The following is a 21,104-nucleotide window of genomic DNA, read 5'->3' as shown; positions in this document are numbered from 1 at the left end:
AGGTCGCAATTGAGGCTTTTGCGACACCCTCCTAGGCCGAGGCTTCGGCTTCCGGCTTCTTGGGTTTGTAGGTGGAAGCCACTTGCAGCTCCTTCAGTTGTTTGGCTTCCACCGAGGAGGGCGCATCGGTCAACAAGCAGCGGGCCTGTTGGGTCTTGGGGAAGGCGATCGCGTCGCGGATCGAGTCTTCGCCGGTCAAAATCGACACCAGGCGATCGAGACCGTAGGCAATTCCCCCATGGGGTGGCGTGCCGTATTCAAAGGCATCGAGCAGGAAGCCGAACTTGGCGCGGGCTTCTTCGTCGGTCAGGCCGATCGCCGCGAACACCTGCTCCTGCACATCCCGTTGGTAGATCCGCAGGCTGCCGCCGCCGATTTCCGTGCCGTTGAGCACGATGTCGTAGGCCAGGGCGCGGGCGGTTTTCAGATCCGCCAAATCTTCCGGGTTGGGGGCCGTGAAGGGGTGGTGCAGGGCTTCTAGGCGCTGTTCGTCGGCGTTGTACTCGAACATCGGGAAATCCACGACCCACAGCAGATTGATCGCATCGGGATCAATCAGGTTCAGCTCTTTGCCCAGGGCCAAGCGCAGGCGATCGAGCGTTTTGTTCACGATCTCCGCCGGGCCCGCACCAAACAGCAGTAAATCGCCCGATTGTGCGCCCGTGCGTTGCAGCAGTTCGGCGGTGATTTCCGGGGTCAGGCTGTCCTTGAGCGCCCCGATCGTGTCCACTTCGCCATTGTCGCGCACGCGGATGAAGGCCAGACCCTTGGCTCCGGCTTCCGAGGCGATCGCGAACAAATCCCCACCGGGCTTGATCCGCACATTGGACACCGCATCGTTACCGCCGGGCACGGGCAGGGTTTTGACGATCCCACCGGCCGCGATCGAGCCGGAGAACACCTTGAACCCACAACCCTTGAACAGATCCGAGCAGTCTGCCAGTTCCATCCCAAAGCGGGTGTCGGGGCGATCGCTGCCGTAACGATCCATGGCTTCGGCGTAGGTCAGGCGCGGGAAGGGGCGCGGCAGGTCAATGTTCTTGACGGTTTTGAAGATGTGGCAAACCAGTTGCTCATTCAGGTCCAGGATTTCTTCCATGGACATGAAGCTCATTTCCATGTCGAGTTGGGTGAACTCCGGCTGGCGATCGGCCCGCAAATCTTCATCGCGGAAGCAACGGGCGATTTGGTAGTAGCGATCGAACCCGGACACCATCAGCAATTGCTTAAACAATTGCGGCGACTGGGGCAGGGCAAACCACTCGCCCGGATTCACCCGCGAAGGAACCAGGTAATCGCGTGCCCCTTCTGGCGTGGATTTGGTTAGGACGGGCGTTTCGATTTCCATGAAGCCCTGGGCATCTTCCAGGAACCGGCGCATGGCCTTCACCACCGCATGGCGCAGTTGCAGGTTGTGCTGCATCCGGGGGCGGCGCAAATCCAGATAGCGATATTTCAGCCGCAATTCTTCGCGAACGGTTTCGTTTTCGGAGGTGGAAACCTGGAACGGCAGTTGCTTGCTGACAGCGCTGAGGATTTCGATTTGATCCGCCAGCACTTCCACTTCCCCAGTAGCCAGCTTGGGGTTCACGGACTCGGGCGGCCGCTGGGTGACGGTTCCCGTAATCCGCACCACATATTCATTGCGGAGGGAGTCGGCAATTTGAAACGATTCGGGCAAGTCCGGGTTCGAGGCCACCTGAACGATCCCCGAGCGATCGCGCAAGTCCACAAACACGACTCCCCCGTGGTCGCGGCGGCGATCGACCCAACCGCAAAGGGTGACGGTTTTACCAACCTGTTCGGCGCGCAGTTGACCGCAATAGTGGGTACGCATGGTGACTCAGAATGGGACTTGAACTTAACTGGACGAAATTAGGACTGACGCGGTTGCTTCCAAGACAAAGGGCGGCCGCTCTCCAGACAAGGGGCTTAAGCCCCTTGCCCCCACGATCTCGCGCTGCACGATCGCGCAGTGGCGAAATGGGGTTTCAGGGAATCCATTGCCCCTGGCCCCAAGCCACTTGTGACGGTTGCGTCAGTCCGCAAAAATCTTGACGAAACGCAAATGCGCTGGGGTGCAAGTCCAATATCCTACCCCGATCGCGCGGCTTGGCCCGCTGAGAAATGCCGCGACTTGCCGACAACCGGCGACGGTTTGGCACTGCGCCCGATCACCCAGATTGATTGTAAAGGATTGTTGCGATCGCCCCGTCTTGCTGCGGGTCATTCGCCCTCAAACTTCGATTCAGCCAGTTAAGCCAGTCGATCGAGCAGGTGATCGCCCACACGCAGCGCATTCGCAATAATCGTCAGGGCGGGGCTAACACTGGCATTCGAGGGGAAAAAGCTGCCATCCACCACATACAAATTATCCACATCGTGGGTGCGGCAGTTGCGATCAAGCACGGAAGTCGCCGGATCGTCCCCAAACCGACAAGTGCCGCATTGATTGGCCATCACCTGCACCGGAATTTCTCCGCGAGGATGGATTGTGCCCACCGGAAAACCATCGAGTTGCTTTTCTAGGGATTTCAACACATCAATCCAGCGGTGGGTGAGGCGATCGTGCGCTTCCGTATTGTTGGGTTGATAGTCAATACAAAGCTTGTGTTGATCTAGGTAAACTCGGTTATTGGGATTGGGCAAATCTTCCGTTTGAATCCACCAACCGATCGAGCGGGTCGCCAATTGTTGCAACCCAAATCCCGGCATGAATTTCGCCAGCACTGAAAACATCGGCGGCGCTTCTGCAAAAATCACATCGGTTAGCAAGCCACCCGTATTGTAAATATGACCCATGGGGTAGGGAAAATCCGCATCTCCCCAATAGAAATCATTCACACAAACGGTTTTTTGAAACGCACCGGAATTGGCTTTACTGCTGACCTGCACGATCGCAGTCATCAGATTTTTCATGAGGTTGCGGCCCACCAAATTGGAGCTATTGGCTAGTCCTTGTGGGTGACAATCATTAGCCGATCGCAACAACAGGGCCGCAGAGTTCACCGCCCCGCAGGCCAAGACCACCAAATCTCCCAAAAAGAGATAGGGTTTACCATCAATCTCCGCTTCAACGGCTTTCACCAAGCGTCCTGAGGAGTTGGTATGCAAGCCCACGACTTTTGCCTTGGTTTTGAGGGTGACGTTGGGATATTCCACCGCTGGCAACACGCCACTCACTTCGGAATCATTGGTGGGGTCATCGTCCTGGCGAGTTAACCCCAAGGGCAAGGCAGATGGGTGCAATCCTTGCTGGGCGATCGCTCCCGTAATGGCGGCAATTTGCGGATCGGATTCGATTGCTGGAAAGGGATAGTCGCTGCTCCGAAATGGCTCGGTGGGGTCTTGGTCAGCCTGACCATGCACTTTATAAAGCGCTTCGGCAGCGGTGTAATAAGGCTCGAATTCCGCATAGTCCACACACCAAGCCGGTGAAATTCCCTCGCGATGGGTAACGGCAGCAAAATCCTGTTCTCGCCGCCGCATCAGCACAGCTCCATAGATTTTGGTGTTGCCCCCGATCGCGTAGTTCATTTGGGGCGAAAAGGGTTCGCCCGTGTTGTCGTACCACTGTTCCGGCGCGTGATATCGCTCGCGTTTAAAAACATCCACATTGCTGCGATTTTGTTCTTCGAGGGGCATAAAATCTCCCCGCTCAAGAATCAAAATACGCTTGCCGGTGGGTGCTAATTTATAAGCCAGCGTCCCACCGCCAGCCCCAGTACCAATAATAATCACGTCGTAATGGCAATCATCAATAATCATAATTAGATCGTCCTGACTACTCAACGATTGAAACGATTGCTTACCGATTCACTGGCATTGCGAAGGGGTTGCTGGGCGATCGCTCATCTCATTCCAAAATCGCCGATCACCCTCATCTTGATCGGTGTTTTGGTTACTGCCAGATGTAAATCAACAGGAACAAAATAATCCAAATCACATCCACAAAGTGCCAAAACAATGAGGTCGAAGCCACGCCAAATTCGCCGCGATCGTAATTACCCGGAATGAACGATCGCACCAACATGATCAGTTGCAGCAACACACCCGCAAAAACGTGCAGACCGTGGAATCCTGTCAGCAAATAAAACGTGCCGCCAAACACCCCATCGGTGAACCCAAAGTCTAAGTGACTCCACTCGATCGCCTGGCCATACAAGAAGTAGCTACCCATGGCGATCGTCAGCAACCAAAATGCCCGAAAGCCCCAGAGCTGCTTAACGTGCAAATAGCGCTCAGCTAGATAAATCGTGAAGCTGCTAGACACCAAAATGACCGTGTTGATAGCTGGCTCGCGCACCTCCAAACCCAAAACACCTTCTGGTAACCAGGTTTGGGCAGTGGTTTTGTAGACAATATAGCCCGCAAAGAAGCTGAAGAAAATAACACTTTCAGACAGCAAAAAAATCACAAAACCAAACATTTGGTCGCCGGGGGATCCATGGCTATGGGCCGCATGGTGTGCGTCATCATGGGCCTCCGCAATTCCCGGCAATGCATCGTCTCGCAAGTTCGTTTCAGTTGGGTTCATGGGCCACCTCTAATTCGTCGGGATTAGACACCAAGGGATCAGATTTGCCATAGCCATAAGGCTCAGAAACCACGATCGGGAGTTCCTCGAAGTTCTCAACCGTTGGCGGCGAAGACAACAGCCACTCCAGCCCGATCGCCCGCCAGGGATTTTTGGGCGCTTTTTCACCCTGCACCCAAGAACCAATCATGTTCAAAATAAACGGCAGGGTAGACATCCCCAACAAAAAGGCTCCTAGGCTAGCCACCACATTCCAAAACGTAAATTCGGGATCGTAAGACGCGACCCGGCGCGGCATCCCTTGCAACCCCAAAGGATGCATGGGAAAGAAGTTCAAATTAGTGCCAATGAAAGTTAGGGCAAAGTGCAATTTCCCCAGCCCTTCGGAATACATGCGCCCGGTCATTTTGGGAAACCAGTGATAGATTGCTGCATAAATTCCCATCACCACTGCGCCGTAAATCACATAGTGAAAATGCCCCACCACAAAATAGGTGTTGTTCACATGGATATCAACCGGAACTGCTGCCAACATAATGCCGGTGATGCCTGAAAACACGAACATCACCAGCCCGCCCAGGGCAAATAGCATGGCTGTGTTGAGGCGCAATTTACCCCCCCAAATGGTGGCAACCCAGGCGAAAACTTTAATCCCCGTGGGCACCGAGATCAGCATGGTTGTGGCCATGAAAATCATCCGCATCCAGCCCGGTGTGCCACTGGCAAACATGTGGTGAACCCAAACAATGGCACTCAAACCCGTAATAATGAGGGATGAAATGGCAACTACTTTGTAGCCAAAGAGGGGCTTACGGGCATAGACTGGCAAAACCTCAGAGAAGATGCCAAAAATCGGCAAGATAATGACATAAACGGCCGGGTGAGAATAGAACCAGAAAAAGTGCTGAAACAGCACCGGATCGCCACCTTTGGCCGGATCAAAAAACGTTGTCCCCACGGTCAGATCCAACAACAGCATCACCGCGCCAGCGGTCAAAGCGGGCAGACCAAACAGTTGAATAATTTGGGCGGCTAACACCGTCCACACAAAAACCGGCATCCGAAACCAAGTCATGCCAGGGGCGCGCATGCGGGCGATCGTGGTGACAAAATTCACCGCACCCATAATCGACGAAACGCCGGAAATCGCCACCGCCAATAGCCATAGCATTTGACCATTGATCAGGTTGCCCGTGGGATTTTGAAGGCTGACAGGTGGATAGGCCCACCAACCGGCTTGGGCTGGGCCGCCCGGCACCAAAAAACTCGCCATCAGAATCGTGCCGAAGACAGGCACCATCCAAAAGGCGATCGCATTCAGCCGAGGAAAAGCCATATCCCTTGCGCCAATCATTAGGGGCACGAGATAGTTTCCCAGACCCAATAGACAAGGAAATGTCCACAAAAACAACATCACCGTGCCATGCATGGTGAACATGGCATTGTAAACGGTGCGATCGACCAAATCCGCTTCCGGTGTGATCAATTCGCCCCGAATAATCATGGCAAAAATGCCACCTACTAGAAAGAAAAAGAAGGAGGTTACTAGGTACTGAATCCCAATCACTTTGTGATCGGTGCTGAAGCTAAAAAAACGCTTCCAGTCATTGGGCGTACCGGGCATAGGTGGCTGAGAAGCGGCGATCAATTCGGTAGCAAGATTGGTCATAAATCGGTTGGAGGAAACTATTCTGAAATGCCGAGATCTTTGCTCAAAGCCTGGTGAAACGGAGTTGAGCGAAAACGACTAATGGCTAACTGGTTCCTTTGCCGGGATAGTTCACGAGGGGCGGCGGCGCTGGCTGAACCGTTTGCCAGCCAGTGCGTCCACCGGGGGAGCGCTGGAATTCATCAAAGGCTTGGTTATAGGCGGCGGTGAGCTGTTGGTTTGCCGCATCCGTCAGCCATTGTTGATAGGAATCAGAGGATTCCACTACCACATCGGCTTGCATGGCCGCAAAGTAAGTGCCGCTGTACTGAGAGTCGCGCAAACGATATCGACCTTCGCGGATGGGCGTAAATTTCAGGGTAATAGCACGCCCTGGAATGATATCTTGCTTCACCCGAAAGGCTGGAATATAAAACCCGTGGATGACATCTTCCGAGGTGAGTTGCAAACTAATCCGTTGGTCGGCTGGCAAATGCAATTCAGCCGTAGTGACTTGCCGATCGGGGTAATAGAATTCCCAAGCCCATTGTCGAGACTTCACAGCAATCATAACCTCTGGATTTGCGATCGCATTGCTATCGCTTGATTCAGCAGCAACCGGGGCGATCGCTGGAGCCTCTGGTGCCATGTCATGTGCCATTGATTCATGCACATGCTCCATGGGGCCCAAGATAGAAATGCGATCGTAAATGTGGTAGCTGTAGGCGGCAATTCCAACGACGAGGATGAAGGGAATCGCCGTCCAAACTATTTCCAACGTGACGTTTCCTTCAATGTGCGGGCCATCGCTGGTGTCATATTTACTGGCTTGTTGAAACAGCACCACATAGACGATCGTCCCGACCACGCCTAGGAAAATAAATGTCCCGATCGCCACTAAAAAGCTGAATAGGCGATCGATCAGTTGGGACTCCGCCGAGGCTTGGGGGGGAAACCAGGTATAGGACTGCTCTCCCATCCACCAACTGACGAGGGCCAGGGCGATCGCTAGGGTTCCTAAGGTGAGGATGGTGCGAATCTTCATGGATTGAATGATTTCAAAACGAGGTTAGGATTTTCACCCAAATCCAACAGGCGATCGGCGGTGATGTGCACACCAAATTCAGCGGCTAGTTGTGCCCCCAAGGTTCCATGGACAAACATCAAACCGAAGATGATTAGCCCCACTAAAAGATAGCTCCATTGCACTTGGCGCGATCGATCTTTCAGCCAAACAAACCGCTGAAATCCTCGCCAAACGGTCATGCCCACAATTAATAACAACAGGACAACGCCACCCACGCCATGCCACAACATGGTTTCCATGGCCTGCAAACCCCAAGCGCTTTTCACATCTGCTGGTGGCCGAGCCAATAACATTTCATAAAAGCCCGCAGCCACCGTCAAAAAGGTGACGATCGCCCCGGCCAGCATGTTGTACCAGCCCACATCAAAAAAATTAGAGCGCGTGGCAGGAATCGCTAAAAACTTGAAAACCGGCTTTTCGAGGGGAAACAAAACACCAACAATATCAAAGGCGATCGCCACAATAAACAAGCCCAAGGTCAAGTGCACCAAGTTGGGATGAATCGGAATTGTGTAGGGTAATCCATTGATCCCCAACTGGTTTTGTAATTGCTCAATCAAATCATTATTCATTACAACAATCCCTCCCGCACTGCCTCAACCACGGGCACGGTATGAAGTCCGTAGACCCAAACCAAAACATCACCCAGATAAATTTGGAAACACACGATTACGGTCATCAAAACTCCCACCCCTAAAAAAGCATTGGGCAAGGTTTTTGGATCGCGTGATCGCAACACATAGCGCCAAGCTGTCATTGCTGCGATAATTCCCGACAGCGACCAACCCAGAAGTGTGTGCAAATTTAAAGTGGCTTCAGCAGCATTGTAGGGTTCAGCTAAGCCCGCTTCGATTTGCCCAAAAATAATGGCAACGAAGATAGAAATGGTTGCAAAAAACAAATTCCACCAGCTCACTTCATAGAGTCGCGGATTGCGCGTGAAGTAGGCAATGCCATCGCATAAAACCGAAAATAACACCATCGCAATGACAAAATGCACCACGATTGGGTGCATCGTATCTGGATAAGGCAAATTATGATCGTTGAGCGGGGGGAGATACTCCAACATATTGGTCAAAAGTTTGTCAATTGATTGAATATACCGGTCTATTGGTCAATAATTATCATAAATTTCGCGATTTAGTCATTACTAACCTTGTTGCCAATGGCAACGATATTTCTTGAAGGAACAACCATTTATGAGCCGATTTTTCAAAATCCGATTACTCGACGAAACACAATTCATGAGGCTGACAGCCAGTGATGATAAATTCATCAAAAACTAACCGCTAAGTGTTGATCAAATGTTTCAACGCAAAAAGGTATTTTGTAAACTGGGCTACTGTTTAATTGAAATGAATGCTGACCATTTCGCCTATTAGTTTAGTGGATACATAGGAAATGTCAGTAAGTTATACTGGTTTTTTTAAGATTTTTATCAAGAGTATTACCAATTGCTTCACATTTTTCAGAATTTTTTGAAAGTTGGATGCCAACTTGCTCATTTTTCTATAGATTCTCTATCTATCAATCTGTGCGACCAGGCCTCAATGTCAGATTCATTGAACACTAATTCAATAATGTCTTCATACTGAAAATTAAGATTTTTGTATGTTGAATAACACTTTGATTAATTCAAAATTAATTATTTAGTTCAAAGCAGAGCTGATTTTTAGGTTTTCTTAGCTGAAATTCTATCTAGTTCAAAATGCTGGACTAGTCATTCACTAGCCTCTGAAAATTTCCAACTCTGGAATCAATCGCCAGAGAGAGGAACTGAAATTTTTTAAATTTCAAGTAGTTCTGGAGGAATCTGGTCAAAAATTACATCTTCATAAAGGTGATCGAACCCAGCTTGATAATTTACAGTTTCCAAAACCAATTTCGCATCGATGCCTTCGTAACTTTCCAAGATCCATTGGCCCGCTGCGGAGCGCCGAAAAATATCCACCTGGGGCTGTTGAGCAGAAATTAAAACGTATTCTCGCAAGCTGTCGAGGTGGCGATAGGCGGCAAACTTGCGTCCCCGATCGAAGGCTTCTGTGGAATTTGATAACACTTCCACAATCAAACAAGGGGCTGATTTATAAAGCGGCTGATTGCGATCGCCCGGATCACAAGTCACCATCACATCGGGATAAAAAAACTTCGTGCCCTGATTAATCTGCACCTTCATATCCGACATAAAGACACGGCAACCAGTTCCTCTCAGGTGCGATCGCAGTTCGCTTGCCAAATTTAGCGCGATCGTCGTATGCGCATCTGTACCACCGGCCATGGCATAGGCTTGCCTATCGAGGTATTCATGCCGAATATCGCTCTGGGCTTCAAGAGCCAAATACTCGTCAGGGCTAAGGAATTGGGGAGGAGCAATCATGATTGTGGAACAATCGCGCAATTTTTCCCAGCATATCGTAACTATCTTGGGAAAGTAATGAAGATTAGTTGATGAGTCATCATAGACAACTTTCAATTACTGAATGTAGCCTGTTTTGGCTTGGAGGGCATAGTTGCGAATCACTGGATTTTGTGTGTTCGAGTTCGCTAACCATTGCTCCAAAATGGTGATCGCCCGTTGATCATGCAATGCCCAATGCCCCAATCCGTGAATTGCCGAGACGATCGCGTTGCCATTTTTGCGATCAAGAGTGGCACTCATCACCTCCAAGCTGGCTGCAATCACCGATGAAGAAGCACTGCTAGGGTAAACCACAAACAAATCCCAGAACATATAGCACAGAAACTCTAGGCGATCGCCCGCTTGAATTGCTCCAATTTCTTGAATCGATTGAATCGACGCAAAACAGTATCGATCAAAATAGTTTTGATAGAGATAGTTGAGGTTTTGAATGCCCTTAATGATGCGAGATTCTGAGCAGCGCAAATAGCAAAAGGGCAGATCACTACAGCTATTAGAAAAAATGTAGTTCAAGCCGAAGCCAATTTGATTGCGGGAAAATCGCTGGTGAATTTCCGCATCCACCAAAACCTGATCAATGTAATCAAAAGCGCGATCTCGCGGCAGTCGATCAAACTCGGGACTCATCTCAGCGCAAACGGGATCGGCTTGTTCCGGCTGGCTAAAGAGTTGATCGCGCCATTGTTGATAGTTCATGGGCGGGAGCGGCTGAGGAATGGGGCGGCGGCTCGATCGATTCTAGCCATTGCCGCCACTGCATGTGACTATCATGATGAATATTCGCTGTGAAGATTTGAGGTTGACTTTAATTCGGTGAGTTACTCGCAACATAGTTTTTGAGCTATTCTTCGTAGCTCGGTGATATAAAATTCGTACCTTGTAATATCAATGCGCTCTCTCCTGCTGTGGACACCGGCTAGAAATCCTGCAGGTGTTCTTTCTGAAGTAGGCAATGATCTAGATTGAATAACCTTTTTATGAAAAGTTTTTGTACTTTGAGGGCTTTTGTGTGCTATCGCATTACGAATTGCATTGCATTGGCTTAAATGATCAACGTCACGTTTATCTAGATTTGTAAATGGATACCCATCCCGGACGAAGAAAATCTTGGCTCTTTCCTGTGTTCTTTCGTAGGGTAACCAATCTATATATTTTCCAGAGGTTGAGCCTGAAACGATATCACGGGCAACTGCGTAACTACGAATCAGCAATCTAGGCTTAATGCCTGATCTGGAAGTTCTTAGTCCTTGGCTTTTTCCTTGAACGAGAAGACCTAAGAATAAATCTTCCAAAAGACTTTCAAATCGAATATGTGCATTTAAAAATAGTCCCTCATAGGCAACGTGAAGAGCCTTGCGATCAATAATCCGTTGTTGGGCAAGACTGACAAACTTCTTTCTGGTTTTATCAATTGTTTGTTGCTGTTTCTCAAAAGACAGAAACAGATCTTGATCACTTTTCCTCATCGGATCAATTTTCTTTCAAGAACCGAAACTCAACTCTTCAACTTTCAGCACTGCTAGTAGTTGTGGTGGTGCTACGTAAGCTTTTCGCTATTTTAAATTTTCTTTCAAAAACTCAAATCGAACTCTTCGACTGTCAGCAGTCGTAGTAGCACCACGCAAGCTCTTTGCGACTTCAGCCGAGTATTGTTTATTGTCATAGATGACGTTTGCTTGTTCTAGGTGATCCCGCAGACCAGAAAGAGAAGTTCGTGACTTAGAGGTTGACAGTTGGCTTTCTAGACCAAATTTAGTGTCATAGCAAAACAGAAAAAATGGGTAGAACCAAGAGGCAGTCTTGCATATGAATGTGTGCTTAATGAGATCCCCAAATTCATCATCAATTTCATCCATCATCAAGCGAAAACGATTTTCAAACAAGTCTTGGTTTGGGAAGATTTCATCATAATCTTCGTAAGTTTGATCGAGTGATTTTTGATCCTTTCGAGTAATTTTTCCCAAGATAATACTCTGCAAAATATCACTAACTTCTTCAACTTCTCTCATTCGAGCAATTTCAGACTCTGAAAATAGTCCCCATTTTCTCCATCGATTGAGCTGCTCATATGCTAATTGATAGACGGATTGTTTGAAAGCACCATGATACTGAGCATTTCTTAGCTCCTGAGAATTTAGCGAAACGCCTGTCGAGTTCATTCTTGCAAAGATTCTTAAAACCTCGCTATCCTCTGTATCACTGGGTAAAATGTCAACGCTAAATTGATAATCAAGGATAGATTGCTTAATTGAATTAGGAAGATCAGAAAAAGGCTTCCCGGCAATCTGATCATTATGTATTTTCTTGACCAGAAAACTATCTTTTTTTGAGTCCAGCATGGGGAGTGATGGATCTACAAAAGACAAAACTGCTCGTAAGCGCTGTTGACCATCTACAACTTCGCGCTCTACTTTGAGATTTTTGATATTAGTTCTTGTTCTGATCAGAATCACTGGAATAGGTAAATTCCGAACAACTGTGTCAATGAGAAAGGACTTCTCACTAGGGTTCCAGACAGAGCGTCTCTGAAAATTGGGACTTAGAATTAAGCTTCCATCGCGCCCCCAGCCATAGAAGTCTCCAACCGTAAATACTGTTTTCTGTACGTGACGAAAATTGGACATTTATTTTCTGTGATTTACCTTGGCAGCCTTGAATAGTATCGCAAAAATATAGCGATTTTCCAAGGCTAGAAACTGTAGAGCTGACCTCATGACTGATCCCAGTAAGGTGTCTGATACCGTTACTGTGTCCAGGCGGTGGTAGGCTGTTGGCGATTTGTGCTGCAGGAACCCGAGATGCGATCGCCCATCTGGACATCTATTGCAAGTTCGATTGCAGTCTGGTTTCGATCGATCCCCCGATCGCTCTGGTGGTCGGTGGGCATTTGGGCGATCATGCTGTTGGTTTGCAGTGTGGTGCGCCATGAACTGCTGCAATCAACGGCCTTTGATTTGGCAATTTATGACCAAGTGGCCTACCTGATGGGGCGCGGCGAAACGCCGTTTTCCACCGTGTCGGACATGCATCACATGGGTAACCACGCGGCCTACAGCTTCTTTGGGGTGGGGCTGCTCTACGCCATTTTTCCGAGCATTTACTGGCTGTTTTTGGTGCAGGCGATCGGGCTGGCGGCGGGGGCGATGCCGGCCTGGGCGCTAGCGAAACAGGCGGGGCTGAATCCGGGCCAATCCCTGGCGATCGCCTGGGCCTATTTGCTCTATCCCGTGGTGTTCAATGTCAATTTGTTTGACTTCCACCCGGAGGTGATGGGGATCGCGGGGTTGCTGGGGGCGATTTGGCTGGGGCGAGCCAACCGGCCGATCGCCCTGGCGCTGGTGCTGGTCTGGGTGATGGGCTGCAAGGCGGTGCTGTCGATTACGGTGGCGGCCATGGGCGCTTGGTTGTTGTTGCTCGATCGCAAACGGTGGCCCGGGCTGGTGGCGCTGGCGATGGGGGTCGGTTGGTTTTTGGTGGTGAACCAGGCCGTGATCCCCGCCTTTAATCATGGACTGAGCCACGATGCGATCGGGCGCTATGCCTACTTGGGTTCCAGCGTGTCCGAGGCGGCGCTGAATCTGTTCCTGAAGCCACAACTGGTGCTGGGGAAGCTGTTCTCGGGGGACACGCTGATCTATTTACTGCTGATCTTGGGGCCGTTGCTGCCTTGGTTCGGGGGCGGCCGGCTGCGGGCCTGGGCGGCGGCGGCTCCGGCGATCGGGTTGAATGCCCTGTCCACGGTGGCCGAGCAGCGGGATTTGGTGCATCAATATTCCCTGCCGATTTTGCCGTTTTTGCTGGTGGCGGCGATCGATAGCTTGGCGCGGGGTCGCTGGGATTGGCTTGATCGCCTGGGATCAATGGGCGATCGGCTCCGTAGTTGGATCGCCAGCGGACGGGCCATTTGGGTTTGGTCACTGATTGGCTTTTTAGCCCTGGCCAAATTCGGCTATTTTGGCTCCATTTATTTGGCGGAACTGGACACTTGGGCGGACAGTCACGCGGCGATCACCTTGATCCAAACCCAGGAGCGATCGATCCCCGCTAGCCAACGGGGCGGCATCCTCACCACCGCTGATTTGGGGCCACACCTCAGCCACCGCACTATGCTGCGCCAAACGATCGCCACCGCGCCGCCGCCCAACTGGGGCGAATACGATTGGGTGTTGCTGAACCTGAAACATCCGGGCTGGGGCAGCACCCATGAGTTTGCTCAATCATTGGATCGGGAATTGCGATCGAATCCGGCCTACAAAATCGCCTTCGATCGCGGTGGGATCGTCCTCTTTCAGCGCTAGCCTAGTACGAGCGCATCGCCAGTCAGCATCAATTTCCGTAATTGCTGTGATTTTCGCGGGCGATCGCACCCTTTTCCATTCCCCTCGCCTTTCGGCAACCAAGGATAAGACGGCAACATGCAGCGACTGATTGGGTTGTGGCAACGGTTTGGACAAGTGACCCTGGGGCTGGGGGTTGTTGTGGCGGGCGCAACCCTGGCCGCGTTCGATCGCCCCGATGCCATCAACTCACAGTTGCCACCGCCGAACGATCTGCAACCCCTCAGCGTCACCCCGGGCCCCGCCAAGGACTTGGCCAACGAACTCCGGATCACGGCTTCCTTTGGCAGCAATGGCCGGCCCGTATTGTCGCCCCTGCCCCAGGCCCAAGAGGTTTGGCAATGCGAAGTGGTAGTGGTGGGCGGATCCTTGGGGGGCGTGGGGGCCGCCGTTCATGCCATGCAGTCGGGCGCACGAACCTGCGTGATTGAGGTGTCGCCCTGGATTGGAGGGCAAATTAGCACCCAAGGCGTGTCGGCGATCGATGAGTCGGCGGACATGATTTTGGCCGGCAACCTCTCGGAAAGCTGGAAAGCCTTTAAATCGCGCATCTATCGCCAACCGGTCAAGATTCCACGCTGGGCCGATCGCAACCAGCCGATCAAAACCGTGCGCGAGGTGGATAGCTGCTGGGTTGGTTCCCTATGCTTTCCAGCCTCGGCCGGCGATGTGGCCGCGCGTGAGGCGTTGGCCGCGGCCGCCCAATTGGCTCCCGGTAGCCGCTGGAGCAGTGCCACGGCCTTCAAGGGCGCAGCTTTTGATGCAACGGGCCACAATATTACGGCGATCTACGCAGTGCGGCGCACACCTCGGGCGGACTATGTGCCCTCGGGGCGCTTGTCTCAGGAACTGCCGGCTTGGTATTCCTGGAACAGTGACGACACGTTTCGGAAAACACCCATTCGCCTAGAACCAGTACCGGGCAAGCGATTCACGGTGATTGATGCCACGGATACCGGTGAGCTGGTGGCCTGGGCCCGTGTGCCGCACCGGTTGGGATCGGAATCGCGCCGCACCTTGGGTGAGCCGAATGCGGCCAATTGGGACAATCCCCAATGCACCCAGGCCTTTACGTTCCCCTTTGTGGTGGCGATCGCCAATGATGAGGGTCGCAGCCTCAAGCAACTGGGCCGACTGCAACCCACTTTCCCCAAGCACGAACACCAACGCACCTTTTCCCTCTGGGGTTTTCCGCCCTTTCTCGATCGCAGCTTTTTCAAATATCGGCGGATCGTGAGTATGCGGCTGGATAACCGAATTACCGGCAAGCCCAGCCCCGGGGACATGGCCATGATCAATTGGGGCTATGGCAATAACTGGAATCTGATGAACCCGCCCTTGATCCTGACGGGCGATCGGCTGATGGATACGGATCAGTACCGAAACTGGATGGGCGGCGTTTCCACGGAAGCCTTGCACCACGGCGAGGAACGGGCGCTTATTTTTTCAGAATGGGTGCTAAAAACCCTGGCCACAAAAGAATTTCCCCTGATGCATTTGGCGGGGCCCAACACGCCGATGGGGACGCGATCGGGCTTGAGCCTGATGCCCTATATCCGCGAGGGGCGACGCATTTTGGGCCGCAGTGCCTATCGCCAAAATGCCTTCATGATTCGGGAAAACGACGTGCATCGGGGCATTGAGAATATGCGCGACTTTTCCGCCACCTCAATCTCCATGGTGCATTACGACATTGATATCCAGGGCTGTGCCTATCGCAACTGGGAAGACCCCGGCGAGGCCACCAACGCCAGCGCGGATATTGCCCATGTGCGGCCGGTGGCTGTCCCGATCGAGGCACTGATTCCTCGGGGCGTGGATAATCTGTTGATTGGTGGCAAGGCGATCGCCGTTTCCCACATTGTGAACGGGGTCACCCGCATTCACTACAGCGAATGGAGTTCGGGGGCCGCTGCTGGTTCGATCGCCGGTTGGTTGCACCGGCAACCCAAGAGTTTAATTGCGGCCGAGATTGTGCCCCAAAATCGGTTTTCCTTGGTGCGTGAACATATGAAAGCCCAAGGATTGCGCTGGTGGTGGTAAGCACAAAACAGCGTCTTAGGACGTGAATGAGCCTGGGGGCGGTGTTACGGGAATGCGAATGAGGAAAGTGCTGCCCTCGCCGGGTTCAGAGGTGCAAATCAGTTCGCCCTGATGGCGATCGACAATGATTTGATAGCTGACGGAAAGGCCTAAACCCGTGCCTTTCCCGATCGGCTTGGTGGTGAAAAAGGGATCAAAAATATGCTCCATCGTTTTGGAATTCATGCCCAAACCACTATCCGTGATTTGCACCTCAACCCAATTTTGATCACATAGGCGCGTGCTGACCTGAATACTGTAGGGAATTGCACTGCCGGAACGAGGGTGCATCAATCCCCGCTTGAGCTGGCGGTGATAGTCCTCGATCGCATCAACCGCATTCACCAAAATATTCATAAACACCTGGTTCATATTGCCCGAATAGCACATCACATTGGGCAGCGAACCATATTGCCGCAAGACTTGAATTTCAGGGCGATCGTCGTGGGCTTTCAAACGATGCCCCAAAATGGTCAGCGCACTGTCTAAGCCATCATGCAGATTTGCCAATTTCAACTCTGCTTCATCCAAGCGTGAAAACGTGCGCAACGACTTCACGATTCCACAAATCCGGTGAGTGCCCAACTTCATGGAATTCAAAATATCCAAGAGGTCGGATTCCATGAAATCCAAATCAATTTCTTCAATTTTGGCAGCAATTTCTGGCGTTGGCTGGGGATAGCTTTTGCGATATAGCTCCACCAATTGCACCAGTTCTTTCGTGTAGGTTTGGGCAGGGCTGATATTCGCCGCAATGAAATTCAAGGGGTTATTAATTTCGTGGGCAACGCCTGCCACCATTTGCCCCAGGCTCGACATTTTTTCCTGTTGCACAATTTGCGCCTGGGCCGCCCTCAAATCCGCCAGGGCTTTTTGTAGCTCCTCGTTCCGTTGCCGCAGGGCCAGTTCTGACGCTTGCAGGGCCTCTTCAATCCGCTTGCGATCGGTAATATCCGTGCGCACTGACAAATAGCGCACGGGTTTTCCTCGCTGACTCACAATTGGCACAATGATGGTGTAAACCCAATATTCAGATCCATCCTTGGCGCGATTTTTAATTTCGCCGCGCCAGATTTTCCCCCGTGAAATGGTTTGCCACAGTTCCGTGAAAAATTCCGCAGAGTGATGGCCAGAGTTCAGAATTCGATGATTCTGCCCCATCAGTTCCGAGAGTTCATATTTTGAAAGCTTGCAAAAATAGTCATTGGCATAAATGATCTGACCCTTGTGATCGGTAATGGCCACGATGGCTGTCCGATCGATCGCATATTCCCAATCGCCCAACCAAGCATCAAAGGTTTTATCATCCCCTTCTGCTTTTCCACCCAGGCTGTTGGCATTTTGGAGGTCATGAAATGCATTTGCGTTGATATTAAACGCAGTAGCATTATTGGCAGCATTATTATTAGTAACCATGACTGATTCCTGAGAACAGTGCGAATTAATATCCAATGACCGAGCCTCGTTTTTAGGAAAGAGAGTGCAGAATAGGTGATGAGCAGTGTAATTAATGCTACAAGGCAGGTCTTGATAATGTTCAGATGATGTAATTAATGCTACAAGGCAGATATGGATAGAATTGGATCGATGTTTGGATCGATGTGCTGAAAGGGCTTGAACTGACTGTATTTGATGAGAACCATGAATGTTGATTATTTTAATGAACAATTAATAGGAGATCATTAGGAGATCATACTGATTTTCTCTATGAATATTTCTTGTTCTATTTGAACTTTGTTTAAACCTTTGGTTTCAAATTTGGATTCTATTCCCATAGGCATAAAACGACAAAACACCGCCAAATCTTGCGATCGGGCGGTGTTGGGATAGGGAATATCTTCAAGAGATCAGTGGGATCAGCTAGGTATTGTTGCTGACTTTCAGACCGGCATTGGATTGGGAATAAGTCTCCAGGGACACGGGCACGGGCGACACATGCCAAATATCGCGGCAATATTCCCGAATGGTGCGATCGCTGGAGAAGCGACCCATCCGCACGGAATTGAGAATTGAGGATTTTGTCCACCATTCCCGATCGCGATAGGCCTGATCGACCTTGCTTTGGGCTTCAGCATAGGCACGGTAGTCCGCCAAGACCATGTACTCATCCCGATAGAGCAGGGCATCGAGCAGGGGGCGGAACAGCTCCCGATCGCCCCGGCTGAATTGTCCCTCAGCGATCGCATTCAAGACCCCTTGAATTTCCGGATCACCGTAGTAGTAGCCCATGGGATCGTAGCCTTCGGCCTTGAGGGCCACCACTTCCGCCTCCGTGAGTCCAAACAGGAAGAAGTTGTCGGGCCCCACGGCTTCGCGAATTTCGATGTTTGCCCCATCCAACGTCCCGATCGTCAGGGCCCCGTTGAGCGCAAACTTCATATTTCCCGTACCAGATGCTTCCTTACCCGCCGTGGAAATTTGCTCCGACAAATCCGCCGCCGGATAGATGCGCTGGCCCAAGGATACGGAATAGTTGGCCACAAAGGCCACCTGCAACCGCCGGGCGATCGAGGTGTCGTTGTTCACCACCTCCGCCACACCGTTGATCAATCGGATGATCAGCTTGGCCAAGTAATAGCCAGGAGCCGCCTTGCCCGCAAAGATAAACACCCGAGGATGCAAATCCATGCTGGGATTTTGCTTGAGCTGTTGGTAGAGCGAAATCACGTACAAAATGTCCAGCAGTTGCCGCTTGTATTCGTGAATTCGCTTCACTTGGATATCGAAAATGGCTCGGGGATCCACTTCCAAATCGTTGTACAGCAACAGATAGTCCGCCAGTTCCCGCTTGTTGGCCTGTTTGATTTCGGCCCAGCGGTGTCGGAATTCGGGATCATTCGCCAACGGCTCCAGAGATTGCAACAACTCCAGATCCTTGACCCAGCGATCGTCCCCAATTTTTTCCGTAAACAGCTTGGACAGTCGAGGATTAGCCAACAGCAGCCAACGGCGGGGCGTTACGCCATTGGTTTTGTTCTGGAACTTTTCGGGCCAGAAGGTGTAGAAGTCGTTGAGGACGTGCTTTTGCAGCAAGTCCGTGTGCAAGGCCGCAACCCCATTGATCGCATGGCTGCCAACGCAGGCCAGATGGGCCATCCGCACCATCCGCTCTGGATTTTCTTGAATCAACGACATCCGACCGGCGCGGGCTTCGTCGTGGGGATATTGCAGCCGCACTTCGTCCAAGAAGCGCTGGTTGATTTCGTAGATGATTTCCAAGTGGCGGGGCAAGAGCCGCTCGAACAGGTTGACGGGCCAACGTTCTAGGGCTTCCATCAACAGGGTGTGATTGGTGTAGGCCAAACATTGACGGGTGACGTGCCAAGCGCGGTTCCAACCCAAATCGTAGCGATCGATCAGTAGCCGCATTAGTTCGGCCACGGCGATCGCGGGGTGGGTGTCGTTGAGCTGAATGGCGATGCTTTCGTGCAGGTATTCCAGTCCCCGCCGCCGATCGCGCCGGTAGCGGTTGATTGCGTCTTGCAGGGAGCAGCTCACGAAGAAGTATTGCTGCTCAAAGCGCAGTTGCTTTCCTTGGGCCGTGTTGTCGTTGGGGTAAAGCACCTTGGAGATGTTTTCCGACAAAATTTGGTCGGCCACGGCTCCGGTATAGTCACCCCGATCGAACACCTGGAAATTAAACTCTTCACTGGCGCTGGCTTTCCACAGGCGCAGGGTGCTGACGGTGTTGTTGTTGTACCCCGCGATCGGCACATCGTGGGGCGTGCCCAAAATGCGTCGGGCCGGAACCCAGCGACAGCGACCATGGCCATGCTCGTCCACGTACTGTTCCGTGTGTCCCCCAAAGCCCACTTCCACGGTCAATTCCGGGTGACGAATTTCCCAGGGATTGCCGAACCGCAGCCATTTATCGGGCCGCTCCACCTGGGCCCCATCTTCGATCCGCTGATCAAAGATGCCAAATTCGTAGCGGATGCCGTAGCCGATCGCCGGAATCTCTAAGGTGGCTAGCGAGTCCAAAAAGCAAGCCGCAAGCCGCCCCAAACCACCGTTGCCAAGCCCCGGTTCTGGCTCCAATTCCAACAGGTGATTGAAGTCTAAGCCAGCTTCCGTAACCACCTGCTTGGCTTTTTCGTACATCCCCAGGTTGAGCATGGTCTTGCCCAACTGTCGCCCCAGCAAAAATTCCGCTGACAGGTAACAGACCGTTTTCACGTCCTGTTGCATGTAGGTGGTGTTGCTGGCGATCCAGCGGTGCAACAGGCGATCGCGCACCGTGTAGGCCAGCGCCATGTAGTAGTCAAAGGGCGTGGCGGTGAGTTCGTTTTTGCCTTGGATGTAGTACAGGTTGTCGGCAAAGGCACGCCGCAACGTGTCGGGGGCCATCCCGGTGCGATCGTCCTCCACGTGAACGGTAATCGGGCAGTAGTTTCCCTGAATGTCAAATGATTCCGTGTAATTCGAGAGCGGTTGTCCGGTAGAGGTCATAGGGGCGGCGGTGGGTAAAGAAATCAGGTGAGAGGCCGAACGGCCGTGGGGGCCAAGGGGACGATCGGGCATGGGCAGGGAGCCGGAACCGGCCCTGGCACTGCCCAAGGTTCAAGGGAAAATAGACTTGATCCCGATCGTAGCGATCCCCACCGGATATCCAAACTGCCTATCAACTCAATCAACCAGTGCAGTGAATCAAACCTTTGGGGTATCAACCTTCGGAAATCTCAATCTTAGGAAATCTCAATCGTGGTGATTGGGTGTGGCGATCGGGGTTCCCGATCGAGGCCCGGATTAACCAGGGCGATCGAACAGGGCGATCGGGTCGGAGGAGTCACTGGCGCTGGCTGACTGTTTTCTAACTGGATTGATGTTGTCTAATTGAGTTAGTTGATTGTGGCCAGTGGAACCCATCACCCCAAACCGGGTCTAGGGGAAAGTAACACCCAAAAGCCGGGTCTGGGAAACTCAATGGTGCGTGGGGAGCAGTTGATAACTGAAGTTATTGGCTTGGGTTATGACCCCACTCCTCAAACAAATGA

The 21,104-nt window shown here is 51.7% G+C and carries 15 protein-coding genes; 2 read left to right on the top strand and 13 right to left on the bottom strand.

Going from position 1 to position 21,104, the window contains the following annotated elements; genetic code table 11:
• Window positions 1–31: 31 nt before the first annotated feature.
• The 11 genes from aspS to H6G53_RS04430 form a co-directional block, all read right to left on the bottom strand.
• On the bottom strand, window positions 32–1,837 hold the full coding sequence (gene aspS, locus H6G53_RS04480) for an aspartate--tRNA ligase (protein WP_190531082.1): 1,806 nt from the start codon (window positions 1,835–1,837) through the stop codon (window positions 32–34).
• A 419-nt stretch (window positions 1,838–2,256) separates the two neighbouring features.
• Window positions 2,257–3,768, bottom strand: coding sequence for a GMC oxidoreductase (locus H6G53_RS04475; RefSeq protein ID WP_190531080.1), 1,512 nt, complete (start codon window positions 3,766–3,768; stop codon window positions 2,257–2,259).
• Between the two features lie 133 nt (window positions 3,769–3,901).
• Window positions 3,902–4,429, bottom strand: a complete 528-nt coding sequence (locus tag H6G53_RS04470) for a heme-copper oxidase subunit III (RefSeq protein ID WP_347278348.1) — start codon at window positions 4,427–4,429, stop codon at window positions 3,902–3,904.
• Window positions 4,430–4,523: 94 nt separating this feature from the next.
• The gene (gene ctaD, locus H6G53_RS04465) at window positions 4,524–6,206 is read right to left on the bottom strand and encodes a cytochrome c oxidase subunit I (protein ID WP_190531078.1); all 1,683 of its coding nucleotides are present in this window, start codon (window positions 6,204–6,206) and stop codon (window positions 4,524–4,526) included.
• A gap of 85 nt (window positions 6,207–6,291) precedes the next feature.
• Window positions 6,292–7,230 (bottom strand): cytochrome c oxidase subunit II, encoded by a 939-nt coding sequence (locus H6G53_RS04460; protein ID WP_190531075.1) that lies wholly within the window; start codon window positions 7,228–7,230, stop codon window positions 6,292–6,294.
• Window positions 7,227–7,844, bottom strand: coding sequence for a DUF2231 domain-containing protein (locus H6G53_RS04455; protein WP_190355757.1), 618 nt, complete (start codon window positions 7,842–7,844; stop codon window positions 7,227–7,229). Before H6G53_RS04455 ends, H6G53_RS04460 begins: the two co-directional genes overlap by 4 nt.
• A complete protein-coding gene (locus H6G53_RS04450) occupies window positions 7,844–8,341 on the bottom strand; it encodes a DUF2231 domain-containing protein (protein ID WP_190355758.1) in 498 nt (165 codons plus the stop codon). Before H6G53_RS04450 ends, H6G53_RS04455 begins: the two co-directional genes overlap by 1 nt.
• Before the next feature lie 717 nt (window positions 8,342–9,058).
• Window positions 9,059–9,649 (bottom strand): Uma2 family endonuclease, encoded by a 591-nt coding sequence (locus tag H6G53_RS04445; protein ID WP_190531073.1) that lies wholly within the window; start codon window positions 9,647–9,649, stop codon window positions 9,059–9,061.
• A 96-nt stretch (window positions 9,650–9,745) separates the two neighbouring features.
• Window positions 9,746–10,387, bottom strand: coding sequence for a hypothetical protein (locus tag H6G53_RS04440; RefSeq protein WP_190531071.1), 642 nt, complete (start codon window positions 10,385–10,387; stop codon window positions 9,746–9,748).
• 122 nt (window positions 10,388–10,509) lie between these two features.
• Window positions 10,510–11,157: a hypothetical protein gene (locus tag H6G53_RS04435; protein ID WP_190531069.1), complete on the bottom strand. Its 648-nt coding sequence runs from the start codon at window positions 11,155–11,157 to the stop codon at window positions 10,510–10,512.
• Between the two features lie 87 nt (window positions 11,158–11,244).
• Window positions 11,245–12,315, bottom strand: coding sequence for a DUF262 domain-containing protein (locus tag H6G53_RS04430; protein ID WP_190531067.1), 1,071 nt, complete (start codon window positions 12,313–12,315; stop codon window positions 11,245–11,247).
• Between the two features lie 174 nt (window positions 12,316–12,489).
• Between H6G53_RS04430 and H6G53_RS04425 the strand changes: the two genes are divergently transcribed.
• Entirely contained in the window at window positions 12,490–13,989 is a 1,500-nt protein-coding gene (locus tag H6G53_RS04425) for a DUF2079 domain-containing protein (RefSeq protein WP_190531065.1), read from the top strand.
• Window positions 13,990–14,106: 117 nt separating this feature from the next.
• On the top strand, window positions 14,107–16,071 hold the full coding sequence (locus H6G53_RS04420) for an FAD-dependent oxidoreductase (RefSeq protein ID WP_099532456.1): 1,965 nt from the start codon (window positions 14,107–14,109) through the stop codon (window positions 16,069–16,071).
• 15 nt (window positions 16,072–16,086) lie between these two features.
• On the opposite strand, the gene H6G53_RS04415 is transcribed toward H6G53_RS04420, so the two are convergent.
• Together H6G53_RS04415 and H6G53_RS04410 are read right to left on the bottom strand one after the other, a co-directional pair.
• Window positions 16,087–17,526 (bottom strand): sensor histidine kinase, encoded by a 1,440-nt coding sequence (locus H6G53_RS04415; RefSeq protein WP_190531062.1) that lies wholly within the window; start codon window positions 17,524–17,526, stop codon window positions 16,087–16,089.
• A gap of 444 nt (window positions 17,527–17,970) precedes the next feature.
• Entirely contained in the window at window positions 17,971–20,559 is a 2,589-nt protein-coding gene (locus tag H6G53_RS04410; protein WP_190531292.1) for a glycogen/starch/alpha-glucan phosphorylase, read from the bottom strand.
• Window positions 20,560–21,104 lie beyond the last annotated feature (545 nt).

It is taken from the genome of Limnothrix sp. FACHB-406 (genome assembly GCF_014698235.1).
Lineage (GTDB): Bacteria > Cyanobacteriota > Cyanobacteriia > CACIAM-69d > CACIAM-69d > CACIAM-69d.
This window is presented reverse-complemented; position numbering and strand designations above follow the sequence as displayed.

Bases quoted from the DNA above. Each gene is read 5' to 3' on its own strand.
- aspS (WP_190531082.1), bottom strand. From the start codon at position 1,837: ATGCGTACCCACTATTGCGGTCAACTGCGCGCCGAACAGGTTGGTAAA.
- H6G53_RS04475 (WP_190531080.1), bottom strand. From the start codon at position 3,768: ATGATTATTGATGATTGCCATTACGACGTGATTATTATTGGTACTGGG.
- H6G53_RS04470 (WP_347278348.1), bottom strand. From the start codon at position 4,429: ATGTTTGGTTTTGTGATTTTTTTGCTGTCTGAAAGTGTTATTTTCTTC.
- ctaD (WP_190531078.1), bottom strand. From the start codon at position 6,206: ATGACCAATCTTGCTACCGAATTGATCGCCGCTTCTCAGCCACCTATG.
- H6G53_RS04460 (WP_190531075.1), bottom strand. From the start codon at position 7,230: ATGAAGATTCGCACCATCCTCACCTTAGGAACCCTAGCGATCGCCCTG.
- H6G53_RS04455 (WP_190355757.1), bottom strand. From the start codon at position 7,844: ATGAATAATGATTTGATTGAGCAATTACAAAACCAGTTGGGGATCAAT.
- H6G53_RS04450 (WP_190355758.1), bottom strand. From the start codon at position 8,341: ATGTTGGAGTATCTCCCCCCGCTCAACGATCATAATTTGCCTTATCCA.
- H6G53_RS04445 (WP_190531073.1), bottom strand. From the start codon at position 9,649: ATGATTGCTCCTCCCCAATTCCTTAGCCCTGACGAGTATTTGGCTCTT.
- H6G53_RS04440 (WP_190531071.1), bottom strand. From the start codon at position 10,387: ATGAACTATCAACAATGGCGCGATCAACTCTTTAGCCAGCCGGAACAA.
- H6G53_RS04435 (WP_190531069.1), bottom strand. From the start codon at position 11,157: ATGAGGAAAAGTGATCAAGATCTGTTTCTGTCTTTTGAGAAACAGCAA.
- H6G53_RS04430 (WP_190531067.1), bottom strand. From the start codon at position 12,315: ATGTCCAATTTTCGTCACGTACAGAAAACAGTATTTACGGTTGGAGAC.
- H6G53_RS04425 (WP_190531065.1), top strand. From the start codon at position 12,490: ATGCGATCGCCCATCTGGACATCTATTGCAAGTTCGATTGCAGTCTGG.
- H6G53_RS04420 (WP_099532456.1), top strand. From the start codon at position 14,107: ATGCAGCGACTGATTGGGTTGTGGCAACGGTTTGGACAAGTGACCCTG.
- H6G53_RS04415 (WP_190531062.1), bottom strand. From the start codon at position 17,526: ATGGTTACTAATAATAATGCTGCCAATAATGCTACTGCGTTTAATATC.
- H6G53_RS04410 (WP_190531292.1), bottom strand. From the start codon at position 20,559: ATGACCTCTACCGGACAACCGCTCTCGAATTACACGGAATCATTTGAC.